5 protein-coding genes are annotated in these 16,612 nt (G+C 60.6%); all 5 read right to left on the reverse strand.

Annotated elements, in window-relative coordinates:
- Nucleotides 1–102 precede the first annotated feature (102 nt).
- The 5 genes from H6A15_RS04200 to lepB all read right to left on the reverse strand — a co-directional run bounded on the left by H6A15_RS04200 (nt 103) and on the right by lepB (nt 16,596).
- Nucleotides 103–1,146: a Cna B-type domain-containing protein gene (locus H6A15_RS04200; RefSeq protein WP_204672462.1), complete on the reverse strand. Its 1,044-nt coding sequence runs from the start codon at nt 1,144–1,146 to the stop codon at nt 103–105.
- Nucleotides 1,143–2,966 (reverse strand): class C sortase, encoded by a 1,824-nt coding sequence (locus tag H6A15_RS04205; protein ID WP_204672464.1) that lies wholly within the window; start codon nt 2,964–2,966, stop codon nt 1,143–1,145. The genes H6A15_RS04200 and H6A15_RS04205 overlap by 4 nt, the downstream gene beginning before the upstream one ends.
- Nucleotides 2,967–3,105: 139 nt before the next feature.
- A complete protein-coding gene (locus H6A15_RS04210) occupies nt 3,106–4,935 on the reverse strand; it encodes an isopeptide-forming domain-containing fimbrial protein (protein WP_204672472.1) in 1,830 nt (609 codons plus the stop codon).
- A 58-nt stretch (nt 4,936–4,993) separates the two neighbouring features.
- A complete protein-coding gene (locus H6A15_RS04215; protein ID WP_204672474.1) occupies nt 4,994–13,360 on the reverse strand; it encodes a leucine-rich repeat protein in 8,367 nt (2,788 codons plus the stop codon).
- Nucleotides 13,361–13,380: 20 nt separating this feature from the next.
- Nucleotides 13,381–16,596 (reverse strand): signal peptidase I, encoded by a 3,216-nt coding sequence (lepB, locus tag H6A15_RS04220; RefSeq protein ID WP_204672476.1) that lies wholly within the window; start codon nt 16,594–16,596, stop codon nt 13,381–13,383.
- Nucleotides 16,597–16,612 lie beyond the last annotated feature (16 nt).

The following is a 16,612-nucleotide window of genomic DNA, read 5'->3' on the forward strand; positions in this document are numbered from 1 at the left end:
GGGCCTTTGCGTCATGCCCCTGTGCGTCCTGGCCCCGGGCTGCGCCGGGACGCGCAGCCGAAGCCGTCGCGCCTTCTGTATGCGCGCCTTCGCTGCGCCTCATCATTTGGAGCGGCTCCTAAGGTAGAAGCCCACGCCGAAGACGACCATTCCCACCAGCGCAAGCGGCGGCACCAGATACCAGGTCGTACCTGTCTGCGGCAGCCTCTCGTCGGTGCTGGGGGTCTTCGGGCCACCGGGGGTGTCCGGGGTCGTCGGGGTATCGGGCTTGTTCGGGTTGTCAGGCGTGTCGGGGGTGTCGGGAGTGTCGGGGGTGAGCGGCGGCTTCTCGGTCGAGTTGGTGATCACAAACGTGTTGTTGCCGCCCTGCCCCACGATCACGTCATAGCCTGCGGGCACCTCCCGCTCCACAACGGTCCACCATACGGTGGGGTCAAGGTCGGTCCATGTGTGCGTCCAGCCGTTATCCGCGCTCAGGCGCTGCTCGTCCACCACCTTGCCGTCGCCGAGCAGCTGCACGTCGACGTAGGTGGGACGATTGGGCGCGTCGTCATCGGCCCACTGCTTGATCACGGTCACGTCGATGACGTCGGAGGGGATCTCATGCTCGGAGAACTTGAGCTCCACCGTGGCGTCGTAGTCCCATGCGTCGTCGACCAGCTGGGGAACGGTCACGAGCGTCGGCTCGAAGGTGTAGCACAGCCCGCCCTGATGGTGTGCAGACGCCCCCATGACGACGAGATACATGCCCGGCTTGAGCCCGCTGAAGGTGGCGACGCCCTCGCTGTTCGAACTCTGGGATGCCGTCGGGGAGATCTCGTCGCGCGCGGCATAGCCGGCAAGCGTATAGGCGGCGCCGCTCCAGCCTACCGTGTCATCCTGATCGAGGCTCACCGAATAGGCGTCGAAGGGGTCCACGAGGGTTGCGTGGCCCGTCGCGGACAACTCTGCCACGCGCCAGATGTTCACGCGGACGTTGCGCAGCTTGACCCCCTCGTGCTCGCAGACCACCGTAAGCGAACCCGTCTGCGTGGGGTCGATGGCATCGGCGGCTCGGGCGCGGACGGGGGCCAGCGCCAAAGCGAGCAGCACGACAAGCGATGCCGCAGCAAGAATGCGGGTGTGGAGGGCGCGTTTGATGGTCATCGTCTCACTCCTTCGGGTTGAGGGGACGCAGGGGCTGCAGGATATGGTGACGCCGAGGCGTCGGGACGCGTCGTCGGGGCGACGCCGACAGGGCCCGTCTGGACGGCGCCGGGGCTCGCGGGTACCCCCGGCGCAGGCATGGTGCCCCACCGGGCGTCTGTGGGTCCGTACCCGCTTGGATACGCCGGACGGTCGGGCCGCGGGTCGGGCGCCGGCATGGGGCGCGCCGACGTGGGGGCGGCACCGCTTGGATACGGCGGCATGTGGGACTCGGATGCAACCGGGGCAGACGCGATGGTCTCTTCCCACGAGACGAGCTCGGGACCGCGCGGGATGATGGGCACCTCGTCCAGATCCTCGCCGCGCCCGTCGCGCGCATCGAATCCTTCCCACTGCGTCAGCCGGTCGAAGGCCCCGGCCATGGTGGCCGCAGCCTCGCTCGACGTCTGGCGCAGGCGCTCCGCCGCGGTGGGATCGGACTCTTCGGGAAGGTCGAGCATGGTGCGCAGCCGCTCGACGAGCGCGTCGTATTCCTCGGGAGCGCCTTCTGGGCTGTCCGCGGGCGCCGGGGATGCAGGTTCCGGGGTTGTAGGCACCTGGCCAGCAGACGCCGGGCCTGCCGGGACGGGAGCGGCCCCTTCCTGCTCGGCCGCCTCCATGGCTTGAAGCCGAGGCGCTACGCTTTCCTGCGCCTCGGCAACGGATGCCGCCTTGGACAAAGCCTCCGCAGCAGCGCCATCCTGGGCGAGCTCCTCGGGCGCGCCGCCCGCAGCAGCCTCAGGCGACTGCCCGGCAGCATCGTCGGCGCTCGGTGACATAACATCGGCATCCCGCGCGTCCCCTTCCGTCGGCGCAGGCGCATCCTGCTGCGGCGCACCCTCCCCCGGCGGCGCAGGCGCGTCTTCTGCCGAGGCGCCTTCCCCGGCGCCGTCGAGCGGGCCGTCCGGCGAATCCGTCGGGGGCGGGCCCACGGGCGCATCTCCGCCAGGCGAGTCCGTCCCACGGCGCTTCTTGCGTCGGCGATCGCCCATCAGCAGCGCCACCAGCAGCACTACGATGATCGGCGCCGCCACGAAGGGGGCGACGTACACCGGGTCGATCTGGCGGGCATCGGGGTCGACGCGTATGGCATCGGGGTCGTTTGCCACGCGGTGCCCGCGCACCAGCAGCCGGTGGGTGTTCACGCCATAAGGGGTGCAGGTGACGAGCGTGCAGAGGTCGCGTCCCTCTTCGACTTCAAGGTCGTCCAGCTCGTCGGGCTCTACGATGCGAATCTGGTCCACCTCGTAGGTGAGCGTCTCGCCGAGCGTCTGCAGCATGAAGTGGTCGCCCTCTATGAGCTGGTCGATGTTGCTGAACAGCTCGGCCGAGGGGAGCCCTCGGTGCCCCGAGATCACGCAGTGCGTGCTCGCGCCGCCCACCGGCAGCGAAGAGCCCTCGATGTGCCCGATGGCAACCTGGAGCACCGTGTCGTCGACGCCGTGGTAGACCGGAAGCGACACGCGGATGCTGGGGATCTCGACGTAGCACATGATGCCGTCGTCGGTGACGTTGAGGGTGTCGAGGTAGCGCTCGTGCTCTGCGTCGGTAGGATGATAGCGGTTCGAGAAGCCCTGCAGGTCCTCGTTATACGAGCGGGCGTCGGCGAGCATGCGCTCGTAGTCTTCGTTGGTGAGGTTCGTCACCTGGTCGACATAGCTGGCCACGGCGCGCGACTGGTTGAACGAGTTCCACCAGTCGCTGATGCCCGGATACAGCAGCAAACAGAGCCCCGCGATAAACACGAGCAGCAAAACTATGGTTGAGCGGCTGCGCTTCACGAAGCTCTCCTTGCTGCTGCATCCCGACGTGCGGGATGCAGGCGTTTGTATGGTACAGGTGGTGCCGGGGCAGGCGAGGTGCCCGCCCCGGCCGATATGGAAAGGACCAAAGAACTAGAACGGATCGTTCACGGCGCGGTTACTTCATGTGGTTGGCGCGATAGCGCGAAACCAGCACGACACCGGCGCCGATGACGAGGGTGGCGCCCACGGCGTAGAAGATCGTGGTGCCGATACCGCCCGTGGAGGGCAGGGTGGCACCAGGAAGGTTCTGAATAGTGAGCACAATGATGCCAGCGGCAGGACTGCCTTCGATGCCCTGAGAAACCTCAGCAAGATTGTCTGGAGTCGAGGTGACAGTCCACTCGCAGGCGGTATTGCCCGTCGTCGGAGCCCCCCAGCCAATCGTCACGGTGATGGGGTCAACCTTGTTGTATCCGTCAGGAGCAGTGAGCTCGGTAATGGTATACGTGCCGGCCTTGAGGCCGTCAACCTCGAGGATGCCCTGGTCATTCACCCACGCGGTGACCTTTAGCTCTCCACCCGCCTCAACGACAGAATCACTAAACACCTTGCGGTCGTAAGTCTGGGTCGTGCTCTGGTAATAATTGTCCTGAGAGCCATCAGCAGCAGGCTTAGTAGTGGTGTAAGCACCGCTAGTGAGCAGGTAATACTGGCCTGTCCCATCCTGATTCTTCACGAACTCGACGCCGGTGATAAGGGTGGTGTTGAGCGTATCGCCCTTAATCTCGAATTGAGCGCCAGGGAGGGCCTCCCTGTCTTGGTCGACCTTCTTGAGCTGGAGTCCGGTCACATATACGCGGACGGTGCTCTTCGGAGTCTCGCCCTTCGGCTCCCCCTCTTCAGGATCGTCTCCCTCATAGCTGTAGTTAGGATCGTTGCTGAATACAATCTTGACGTCGTTGGGGTTGCCCTCTACACTAATGACCGCGTCTGTGTCCACAGTAGCGGTGTAAACAACCTTGATGGTTTTGCCGTTGTCATTGGCATGGCGCTGCAAGAAGTCAAGGAACGTGACCGTAAGCGTCGAGGGTTGATCTTTTTCGGGAGTGCCAGGTTCAGTTACTTTGTAATCGGTCCCCTTTACTAGTAAGTTATGTTCGGTCAATTCAGTGTCGGGAGTATCGACCAGATACACCTTGAGCGAATTCGCTTTATAAGTAAGACCGGCGGAAAGAGTGTCCTCAACTACAAATTTAAACCTGTTGTAGCCATCCATCTCGGGAACGGTAGTGGTGATGGTGAACTCTACCTCATCGCCGATGGCGGCATCTTCTGCCTTGGCCGCCTCGGTTTTCTCGCTATCAACCCCGGTGATTTCCTTATCCACAGGAATGGTGTCGTCCTTGGCCTCGGCGGTCACATCTGCAACGACCTTAAGCATGAACTTGGTCTTGGTTCCAGCGGGAGGATTGTCAGGAGTAGTCGGACTATTATCTGCGTCGCGAACCAAGTAGTAACCAGGGGCAAGATTCTTAATGGAGTAACTCCAACATCCTTCACCTTGTACACCAGGATCGGAAGTCGTCTTAGCGTTGAGATACGAAGGATGCTCCGCGCTACCATCCCCACCAATCACCTGGGTAAAGATATCTAGCTTGTTAGCCGTGTAATTCTTCAGTACAGCTGCTACATCGGCAGCACTGGTCGCCGAAGCAAAGTCAACTCCGATGTCTGGATCGGCCTTGAGCGCATCCAATAAATCGAGGATGCCGTCGGAATTGCCATCAGTAGTAACGACGCCATCACCCCACATAATATTAGAAAGCGTGGTGCCGTCGGAGCTGATGTCGCCCTTAAACACCTGGAAGGCCTCATAGGTGTGACCGCTCGTCTTTGAATTGATCGTGATAGTGTGAGTGCCACTTGCCGCGAACGCGGGCACGGCCAGCACGAAGGCTGCGACGACCGCGCATAACAATGCGAGCAGTGACTTTGTCTTTCTCATCTCTTCTTCCCTTCTTGATCGTTTTTGGTCCGTTTTCCTATCTAGCGATGAGGAGAGGTCAGCAGCATGGTCCGTCCCCCTTCCTCGAGCGCTTCCTATAACCAGCGATGCATGCGGCGCCCATAAGGGCAACGCCGCCGAGGGTGAACAGTGTGGTTCCGGGACCACCGGTGGAGGGGAGCTCGAAGGAGCCGAAGTTGGCAACGGTTATGGTCGCAACACCTGTCTGGGCATCTTGGTCGCGATAGATAACCTGCCCCGGCTGATCGGGCATGACGTATCCATCGGGTGCCTTCACCTCAAGCAGGTAATAGCGATCGCGTTTGAGGTCAGTCCACGTATAAGAACCGTTTGCGTTTTCTATGGTCACCACGCCAGCAAGATAACCCTTAGCGGAGGTGACCCCGCCAATGCCTTCAAGCTCAAGCTTGATATCAAGGTCGCCATACTCGCCGGGCACCTCGTCCAGCTTGTCGGCCTCGTTGGGACTGTAGAGGGCAAACACGGCACCGGTAAGCGGCGTGTTGTTGTCGCCGTCAACCTTGTTCACGGTTATAGACCAGAGCACTTCCTGATTTGTTGCCGTTAGGACGATGTTCTGGCTGGCGTCATATTTGAAGTCAACAGCAGAATCGGGTTCGTTATTGATGTTTCCGAACTCATAGCCGTCGGGACACTCCAGCTCATAGATGGTATACGTCGCATCGTCTGCCCACGTCCAACCTGACTTACCCTCATGGGCTAGCAAATCCATATACGCCTTGGTGAGATACACCGGTTCGCTTGCCGAGGCACCAGCCGGTACCGTGACCTCGAACACTCGGTAATTGCGGTCCGGCGTATTTTGGAGCGCGTTAAGCAGCTCTTCGTCAGTCGCATAGGTGCCCGTCACCGGGCCGCCGGTGTACACCACAAACCTGAACGTCTGAGTGTTCTCGAGCTCAACGGGCTGTCCCTCGTCATCGATCACCCGCTTGGTGAGCACCGGTGCCGTGGGAACGCGCACGCCAACCGGCAGCGACAGCGCCGAGAGCTCGGTAGTACTCTCTCCGTTCACCACCGCATAGTGATAACCATAATTGTTCCAAGCAAGCGTACCCGGCGTGGCGTCTTCGGCTGCCTGGGCATTGAAGGTCACGCGCACGATGGCGTCTTGAGGAATCTCGTAATCAACGCCTTCACCACCGATAACCACACGAATCGACCTTACGTCTGCCGACCATTTTTCGCTCCACGAACCGGGTCTGCCCTGCCAATCCTTATCGGTAAATGTCGTGGCCTTCTGATACTCAACAGTGAAATATTTCGGGTCAAGATCGGTCACCGTTGGCTGGGAGGCATTGCCTTCGCCGCCCTCTTCCGCGGGCATCTCAACCGTCACGCGCACGTTGGGATTCTGGGCAAAGTTCACCTGATATTGGCTGCCACGACCAGCCTCTTCATCGAAGGGACTTGTGTCGCCAATCGCAGGCAGGCTATCTATGAGCACCAACTGGCTAATAGAGTTGCCCGTGGTGTTGTCGACTTCGAGGGTGTAATCGAAGGTCGATGCCTCGCTACTCAATGCCACGGTGTTGGCTCCCTCGCCATCAGACGACACCGCCGTGTTTTCAGGATTATCAACCTCGGTCACGCGCTTACGAGCCGTGGTCGCAAGGCCAAAGGCAACGTTGATGGCCGCATTGTTGGTCACGCCTACGCGTCCCTCGCCGTCATCTTCAACCTTGGTGCCCGTTGTCGGCGTGAATACCGGATAGTTGCCTTCGCTGTCTTTCCAGGTGTCTGGGCCAAGCAGCAAGCTTGCGGTGTTGGTGTATACCTTGTTGTAGTTCTCACCGGTGGTGTTCTTGGTGTCCACCGTGATCAGCGAGTACCCGCCGTTCTCGGGAAGCGCACGGCTAGGATTCGTGAACCTGAGCTCAAGCACCTCGCGACCGTCTTCATCGCGATACAAGCGGAACTGGAACGTATCGGAATACGTCTCGTACCAATCCCTTTGATCCAAATTCACTTCGCACGACCACTGGTCGTTACGCCTATCGCCAGGACGCACAGTGATCTTCTGGTCCTCACTCGTGTGCTCGGGGATATACAACAACGCGGCGGCGTCACTGAACGATGCGCCCGCGTTTTCTCCTGGGTAGATGTTCTTGTTCCATACCTCTCCGGCGTATACAAACTGCTCAGGCAGCTTATCCACAACGATGTAGTCCAACAAGGCCTGCTGGCCGTTGTTCTGCGCCTTGATTTCCCACGTCACCGTTGCCTCTGGCGGCACCGTCTCAAAATCGGTCACGGTGTTGCCGGTGGTATCGGTATATGAGCTCGCACGTTTGCTCACGTTGGGTTGAATATCGCCTTTCTTAAGCGTGACAGCAGAGGTAAACCACTGGTCCTCTTTACTGGGATGAGCGGTGACGAAATCCTGATCTACCTGATCCCCCGCTACGATAAGCGGAGTGTTGTCATCATTCACCTCGACGTAGGTGCTGTTATTGGTGTAACCATGAACGTCAACTTCAATGCCCGCATCGACCGCCTCATCTGAGATGGCCGAGACCACGTTGGACGAGAGGTAGTCCGAGTACGGCATGCCCACCACATTTGTGGCCTCGGGCTCAGTGGCTTTCACCTCGCCGATGTTGACGGTATATGCAAATAGAATGGCCTCACCGCGATTGAGGTAGTACTGCTCGGTCTCCTCGTCATAGCGAACCGCATAATCACCGCTTCCCGGACCAAAGTCAAACTTGAGCAGTCCACCCGAAGTGCTTGCCGTCACCGACGCTGTTCGGTACGAAATCTGCTGTCCGACGCCATCAACGGCGTAGGTGGCATTGACCAGAGAATTTGATGACGGCCACGCGTCACCGCTCTCGGCCATGCCTCCGATGGTCGTGATAGAGTTGGTTGTGCCCGTTGCCGTGTTGGGGTTGGCAGCCGCAGACGACTTGACAAGCGCAAAGGTGAATCCCTTCGGCAGCTTGTCATATATGGTATTCAGATACAGCCGCTTGCTGCCCGCATTGAGCACGGTCACGTAGTAGGTCGCTGTACGCTTCCGAGAATCCAGGTTGTTGTAATAGATGCGCTCGTGCGAATATGCGTTGCCAGCGCCCGTGTCGTACACGCCCTTTTGCAGCAGCGCATATCCAGTTTCACCTAAGTTATGTGTTACTACCGACTGATATCGATAGACCCATAGGGTATTCGAGATGGTTACGCCATCTGCCTGTTTGACATAGTTGCTCCAGGTGGTCTTTCCCGTCGTGTTGGAGGGAAATTTGAGCGTCACATAGATGTAAACCTTCGAGTTGGGCGCAAAAACAATAGACGATGACTTAGGCCACAAGATGTATTGCTGGCCATAGCTCGATACCAGACCGCCATACGAGTCGCCAATAGTCCAATCCTGCATTCCGGCGAGCTTAGTGCCATTGTCCTCGTTCACGATTTCTATCGAGACGTTCTTGTCCTTAGCCCATTTGAACGTAAGGTCACCCGCAGCATCGTTGAACGTGTTGGGCAGGGCATCCGCCAAGTCGCTGCCGTTAAGGGTGAACATCGCATTGCCATCGTTCTCGAGCTCGAGGCGATAGGTGACCTCGTCACCCTCCCTCACAATGGAGTACTTGCCTTCCTCGCCGCCGTTCTCGGTCACGAAGGTATCATCCGCGGGCGCGTCGCCTCTTTTTACGATGTTCTTGTCAAACTTAATGATGCTGCCGCCGCCCCAAACGGCATCGTAGATGCGCTTGTGCTCTCTGTCATTTACCCAAATGATGTTGCCGAGCGAGAAGGACGACTCGCCGCGTTCGTTCACCCCGGCATCAACGATGGTTTCGTAAGACAGGGTTATCTCGTAGGCTGTCCCGGGCAACGAAGATCGATACCACGAAATCTGCGTATGCAGACCAGCGTAGTCATGCTCGCCTTCGCTGTCGGTCACAGTGCCATTCGACCTCTCGACCTCAACGGTTGCCGCGGTCCAGTAGGTGCCGTTTGCCTCGGAGCCCACGACCACGTTCTTATAGGTGTCCGGCTTGTTGAGAATGTAGTAGTTGACTTCGTCCCTGGTAACTTCTTCCAGGTCTTTCCCTTCAAGGCCCGGGTTGAGATTCTTCTCGACCAGCAGCGCCTGCGTGCCATAGATGTCATCCACGAACGGCAGGTTGTCATAGGATCCTGTGCCGAAGTGCTCAAAGGTGAACTCATAGCTGATCACGTCATTGTTGTTGACAACAAAGCCGCCCGAGAGATCGTTACCCTCCTCGTCGTACACCTCTTTGTGGATGGTGGCCTCACGGCGCAGCGAGTTTTTCACGTCCGCATGCTTATATGCCTCATTGGGCCCGCCTTCGGCATTGACGGGACCGTTTTCGTCGTACAGGTCTACCTCATTGATCGGGGTGACTACATTGCTTTCCCCAGATGCATACTCATAGGGCCAGTCGGCACCCACCAGCTCAAAGGTGGTCTTTGCCGTGGCGTGAACCTCAAACTCGTAGACCTTACCGCCCGGAGCTGTAAACGCGGTGTCTTTGTCGTTCAGCGTCCACTCAATGTAGTATTTCGCCTGCTCCGTGACGTCATAGCCCGCGTCTTGCAGGAGCTTTGCGACAGAGGTGTCCGTTGTAGAATCAGTACCATCAATGGTGAGTTGATAGTCCTCCCCCGTCTTGGTAATCACGAGGGTGTGAGCATTAGTGCCACCCATGCCTGTAGTGTTTCCCGGGGTCTTATACGCCGTCTCGTTTGAATCGACCGCATCCGGCACCTCTACCCAATTTTGGAGTAGAGCACCCTCGATGCGCACCGCCACCTCAACGCCTGTGGGACAGTCACCAAAAAGCGCCTCGATATTCTTGGGCTTGAGATACAGGTAGCCGCCCTCACTCAGTGTATCCACGAGCGTCCATGAGCCAGAAGCGTCCGCCTTGAATGTATCTGCACCGGTATTCTTCAGCATGACGGTGTAGTCGATATCCTCACCAAAGTAGGAAGCACCGCCCGACGTCTTGGTAAGCTCCAGGCTCGCGGTGCCCTCACCGAGCGACTTCGTGGCCGTCGCGTTGCTCCTGTCGTCCTTACGCCAGTGATAGTGCACGGTGGAATCAACTGTGTTGACAACCTGATTGGACACGGTGGAGTCATACTCTTCCATATTGACCACCAACGCCTCAGGCAGAATGGTGAAGTCATGCGTGGGAAATGTCATGGGAGCGCTGCCGATGGGTGTGCCGCTCGTGTTGCGCTTAGTCCATGAGAACACGGGCGTGCCTTTGTCATTAAGCGCTAAGCTCATGTTCACGGCTGCGCCGCCACCGCTGGTGGTCACCGTGGCGATGTCGATGCCGCTAGCGCTAAAGGTTGTAATAGAACCCGACGTGAAGTAGGAAACCTCACCTTTCTTGATGGCGTTAATCACGTCAGGATTCCACGAGACGCCTGCGGGCAGATCCGTGATTGTGTCGGTGATATCGTACGAGACAACGTTGTCCTTGCCGTACGAGCTATCTTCGTTGCCTTCGCGCTCATGAGAGATCGTCCAGGTCAAACCCGAGGCAGGATGCACCGTGCCCTCGCCGTCACCGGCAATATCGATGGTGGCGTCGCCTTTGCTCGCCTTTTTCACCTGAAAGGTGTTGGGCTCGGTCTTCCAGAACGCATATAGGGCATCATTCCACGAGTCGGGCTCTTTCACGGCAACGGTATCGCCCTCGGTGAGACCACCTTCCTCGATCGTGCCCCAAATCACCACGCCGCCGCCCGGGGTGTTGGGAGAGGCATAGGAGGTGTCGATGGGGAACGAGATGGTCCCCTCCGCCACCGGCACAAACTCGAAACAGATGACATACGGGTCGTCCGTCGCACGGCAATAGACCGTCTGCCCTTCATAAGACGTCGACGTGCCCGGCTCGGCACCAACGGTGCCCTGAAGCGACGAACGACGCACAAACACGCGGTACACGTAGTTGCTGTTACCGGCAGTATTGCCCACCGTAGCGTTCACCTTGAGTGTAGCGCCGGTCAGCAAGGTCCAACCGCCACCATCGCTATTGGCGTTGGGCGTCCACGTTGCTGTCGGGCTGCCATCGGCGTCGACCGAGATATTCATATCAGAAGCACCATCGGCTGAAACCGTAAGCGACTGGCCTCCGGTCATCGAGTCTTCAAAGTCGCCACCCGGAGCGTCCGAAAGGCCGCTGTTAAAGAAGGCGTTTTCGTCAACCTTAGCGTTAGAAAACAGTTTCGTCGCAGCATCGATGTCAGTTGCAGAGTCCCCGCCACCAAATGTACGAACTGTTTGTAGCGACGGGCAATTGCCCAGCGCGTATGCCTCAAGCACCTTGATATTCTCAGGAGCATCGAAGCTGATAATCTCCAAATCGGAGGCCTGGGCAAGCGCATTCTGCTTCACCGAGGTCACGGTGTATGCAACCGTTTGACCGTTGTCCATCTTAACCCGCAGGGGATCGATGATGCGCGCACGGGCAAGGCCTGAAGGCACATACACCAAAGCGGCCTCGTGCGTTTGCTCGTCCAAGGTGTAGACCGCACCCTGGTCGTCAACCCAAATGAGGCCGGATACGGAATTCAAAGGAATCGGCAGGCCCTCAAAGGCTCCCTCTTCAACTTCAATGAGGTTGGGCGTGACGGAATCTTCTCCCTCGCGCTCGCCGAAAAACACACTCGTGGCTCCTGTCGAAAACACCGAGAAACCGGCACCAAGGTAATCGACATCGGAACCGATGGTCAGGACATACGACCCCTTACCGCCATTGACGGACTTGGGATATTCGGTGGCATGCTCCGCGTTATAGACCAGCCTCTCCAAACTACTCGTACCCGAGAACGGGTCGCCTGTCCAAAAGGAGGTGATGTTCTTCGGGATGGTTATCTCTTGCAGGAGATAGTTGTTTTGGAACGTGATCGTCATGCTATTCGCGGGAGATATGTCGTCAGGAAGCTCGAGACGTTCGAGCTTTTGGCATCCCGTAAACAAAAATTGAAATGATGTGCTCTCAAACTTCGCCCCGTTGCCAATCGTAATCTCTTGGAAGTTTGAGTTTCTGAACAAGCCATTTCGTATGAGAGCATTAACCGTATCGGGAATCTCAACCACGCGCACGTTGTTGACGTACTGCAGCGCAACGCCGTTAATCGCGGTCACTTTATCGGGAACGGTAAATGTATCCAGCTCTTTGTTGCGAGGAAAGCGCTCAAGCTTCCAAGTTCCGTCGGCATTCTTGGAATACAGCACGCCGTCTTGATCAAGATATTTGGGATTGCCCTCGGCAACGTTGTATGCAGCGGCATTACAGGTTGAAGCAGCAAACGTTGTCATGGAACTCGGGATGTTGACAACACCCGTCGCGGACAACGAGCTTTGTAGCGTGTTGGTGCCGATGGACACAACGCCTTCCTCAAAGGTGATTTCAGGCACGAACATGTCACCCGCAAAAGCGAAGTCACCAACTGTTTTCACCGTGCCCGGTACCGTAATGGGGTCATCGAAGTAGTTTGTCTCGAATGCGCGAAATCCAATCTCGGTGACATCGGCACCTAGGCTCAGACCGCCCCCCGCATACAGATTTGAAAACGCATAGTTGCCCACACGGGTGACGCCGTCTTCAATCACAATATCATGCAAGTTGTGGTGCGTGGCGTTATACCAGGGCGTCTGTGTGTGGCTGGAATAATCGGGGATGGCGCCGTTGCCCGAAATGGTCAGCACGCGCTCGCCCGCGTCGTTAAGCGAAAGCGTCCATGTGAGCTTCAAGGGAATAAGGTCGCCGCTCTGAAATGTTCCCGAGTCCAGCACCTGGCCAGATGCGAGAGTGGAGATGCCGTCGTTTTTCATGGAAACGTCGGCGCCGTTCGCAGCCGCACCCTGCGCATCAACGGGAGTCTCTGAGTTGGAAGCCATCTGGGAACCGCTAGCATCCACATCATTAGCGGACGATGGGCCACCTTGAGTCGTATCAGTCGCTGCATTCGAGCCGGAACCGCTCGTGACATTGTTCTCGTCGGCGGGATTGGAAGGATCTGTGGCCGTGACGTCAGCTGCACCATCGTCCGTCGTTGCCCCGGTGCCAGCGCCATCTTGATTCGAGGCAGGAGCGTCGCCGTTCGACACGTCACCAGAAGACACGCGACTGCTCAGCTCGGCAGCCTCCTCAGCGCTCGATGCCGGCGTGCCGTCGGTGGCGTAGTAGGTGAGCGTGGCCTCCTCGCCCAACGCCTCGATACCCGGTACATCGTCCGAGGTCTCCATGGTAATAGCCGGCAGAACCAGCAGGTACACCGTGGTGAACACCACCACCGACGCCAAGCAGGTCGCCACGACGCGCCAGCGACGATTGCTGCGCACGCGCGCCTCAAGCTCGTGGATGATCTCGCGAATGATGTGGTTCTGCTTCATGTCAGTCATCCTTCCGCCAGCTATTCGACGGGTCCAAATTCAGAGAGCGGCCATATGCGCCAGGCAATGTCGCCCACGATTTGCTCTTCAGATACGCAGCCGATGGTCGAGCTGCGGCTGTCCACCGAGGTCGAGCGGTGGTCGCCCATAACGAAGTACCGGTCGTCCGGCACCTGATACGGCAGGTCTATGTCGCATTCGCCCAGCGCCTTGTCGGTGAGGTACGGCTCGTCGAGCTCCTCGCCGTTCACCGACACGTTGCCGTAGCGGTCGATGTCGACCCAGTCGCCCGGTCCCGCGATGACGCGCTTCACCAGGACCTTGTTGTTGTAATAAAACGCGATGACGTCGCCCGTGGAGAACGCGCCGCCCTTGATGGACACCACGTACTGGCCGTCGTGCAGGGTGGGCGTCATGGACGACCCGGTGATCTCAAGCACCGGCGTGATGAGCGTGGCCACGAGCACCGCGATGGCCGCGACCACGATGAGCACGCCCATGGTCGAGCGCAGCGCGCGCAGGAAGCGGCCCTTCTTGCGCTCCTGGGTGAGCTCCTCGTACAGGCCGTCGAGGGTCGGCGACTGGTTGGCGGAAGACGCCTCCACAGGGAGGGGCGGCGTCGGTCCGGAGGCAGCCTCGGTGGCCGCGGCGGCCTCGTCGCTGCCAGATTCAGGTGCCTGCGCGGACGCCTCACCCTCGGGGGACGAAGCGTCGACGGCCTGCTCGCCCGCCGCCTGCTCGCCTGCCGGCGTGCCGTCTGCCGGGGAGTCTATGGCCGCACCCGGATTCTCGGCGGCGCCCGGCAGATCTGCCGCCGTGCCCGCCGGCGAGATCGCAGCCGCCCCTACGGAAGCCGACGCGTCTGCCAGCTGGGCTTCTACCTGCGGGACCAGCGAAGGCAAGTCGTCGCGGGACGGGGTCTTGCCCTCGGCATGCATCTGCTCGCGCAGCTGGGCGATGGACTCGCTCGCCCGCGCCGCACGCTCCGCCTGCTCTTCTGCCCTGAGCGCCGCCATGAACGCGGTGTAGTACAGGTGCTGGATGGAGTTCGCCGGCGCCTGCGCGAAGGACGGCATGTTTGCAAGCAGGTCGTCAAGCGGGACATTCGCCCAGTCGAGCGACTGCTCGTACAGGCTTGGCTCGCCCTGCTGGGGCGCCTCTGCCGCAGGCTGCACGCCCGAGGTTGAGGCGGCCTGCTGGGGAGCGGGCTGTTGGATGGGCGCCGGTTGCAAAGGCGCCGTCTGCTGGGTTGCGAGCTGCTGGGTTGTCGGCTGCTGGGAAGGCGCCGCCTGTGAAGGCATCGGCTGCCGGGGCGTCGCCATCTGCTGTGCCGAGGGTGCGGCGGGAACCGCCACAGAGGACGGCTGCTGCACGGGCACAGGGGCGGGCGCCGGCTGCTGGACGGCAGGCTGGGCCGGCTGCTGGAACGGCTTCACGGCAGGCCCTGGCACACCTTGCTGCTGCGCCACAGGCTGCGCCGACGTCGCGCCCTGCTGCGGCGCCGCGGGGGCAGCCTGCGGGACCTGCGCATAGTCAGCAATGGTCACATACCCCGGAGCCGCCGGCTGGTAGGCGGGCTGCTGCGCGACGGGCGCCGGCTGCTGGAACGGCGCGGACGCGTGAGGCGCCGGCGCGGACGGGGCGAACTGTGCCGCAGGCGGCTGGACCTGCGCAGGCTGCACAGGCTCGGCCGCTGCCGGCTGAACCGGTGCAGCGCTGCCTGCGACATACGTCGTTTCCCGAGGAGCTGCCTGGGCAGCCGTCCTCTGGCTCGCATCGACATCTTGGGCGTTCGACGAGGCGCTAGCGCCCTTTGGAGCATTGCCGCGCGCCGAGCGCTTGGCAGGGGCTCCGCCTTCCTGCAGACGGGCCTCCTCCTCGTCGAGCCCCTCGCGCACCACGGCAGCGATCGCCGCGACCGTGGTGAGCATATTGACCGTACCGCGCATGGCGCGGATAAACCGACGCTGGCTCGCATGCGACATCGCAGGGGTGGAAGTGCCCGCGGCAGAAGCGGCCTTCTCCGTAGAAGGCGGCTGGGTCGCCGGCGACGGGTCTACCGGCTGCGCCTGCTGCCCCTGATAGGCAGAGGGCTGTGCTGCCGCCTGCTGCATGGCGGGCTGGCTCTGAGGCTGCTCGGCAGGCTGAGGTGCCGCGGGTTGAGATGCTATCGCGGGTTGCGGCGGCACCATGGCTTGTGGCGCCGCTGCAGGCTGAGGCGCGGCTACGGGTTGGGGAGCTGACACAGGCTGAGGCGTGACTGCGGGCTGAGGTGCAGCCATGGGCTGCGGCGTTGCCACCGGCTGTGTCGGCCAGGTTGGCTGAGGCTGCTGACCAACGTAGGATGCCTGCGGCTGGGCATACAGCGGCTCGCCCTGCGACGGCAGGGCAAACGACGCCGTCTGATCGGGCGACTGAGACACCTGATAGGCAGAGATGGCGGGCCAGCTCGACGTCTGGTCCGCCGGCGGCATCGAGGCTGCGCGCTCTGGCGTCGACAAGGCAGGCCAGCTTGCGGTCTGATCTGCAGGGGCAGGAGCCTGCTGCCAAGCAGCGGGCTGACCTGTCTGCGCGGGCGCAGGAATCGCCTGCCAGCTCGCCGTTTGGTCGGCAGGCACATAAGCCGGGGTCGCGGGTACAGAGGCCGCCTGCTCGACGGGTGCCGCCACGGGCATCGCCGGCCAGCTTGATGTCTGGTCTGCCGGTGGGACCGCCGAACGTGCCGCCCAGCCCGACGTCTGGTCGGCAGTGACGGGCACCGTGGGCGCCGGCCAGCTCGACGTCTGGTCCGCAGGCGGCACCGAAGCGGGGCGCTCCGGAGCCGAGAATGCCGGCCAACTCGCCGTCTGGTCGGCAGAAGCGGGCGCCTGCGCCGCACCTTGGGAGCCAAGGGCGGCAAGCTCTGCCTGCTTGCGGGCGAGCTGCTCCTGCATGGACAGGAGCTGCTGCAGCGCCTCTTGAATCTGCTCGGTCGCCTCGGAAAGATCGGAGGTGGCCTGCGAGGGGTTCATGGGGGACGTCTCGGAGACGGATGCCTGTGGGGGTGTGGTCGAACGCGCCTCCGAGACGGTCTGCGTTGCGGCAGACTGCGTCGCCGCGGCCTGCGCGGCAGCGGCGCGCGCCGCCTCGGCCGCCTGCTCTGCGGCCGCTGCCTGCGCGTCGTTATGCTCAACGCTTGCGATAAGGAGCTCGAGCAGCTCTTCTTTGCTTACGCTGCTCAGCTTATGCCTCGACATGAGTCACCCCCTCCCC

The sequence above is a fragment of the Enorma phocaeensis genome (assembly GCF_016901575.1).
Lineage (GTDB): Bacteria > Actinomycetota > Coriobacteriia > Coriobacteriales > Coriobacteriaceae > Limicola > Limicola phocaeensis_A.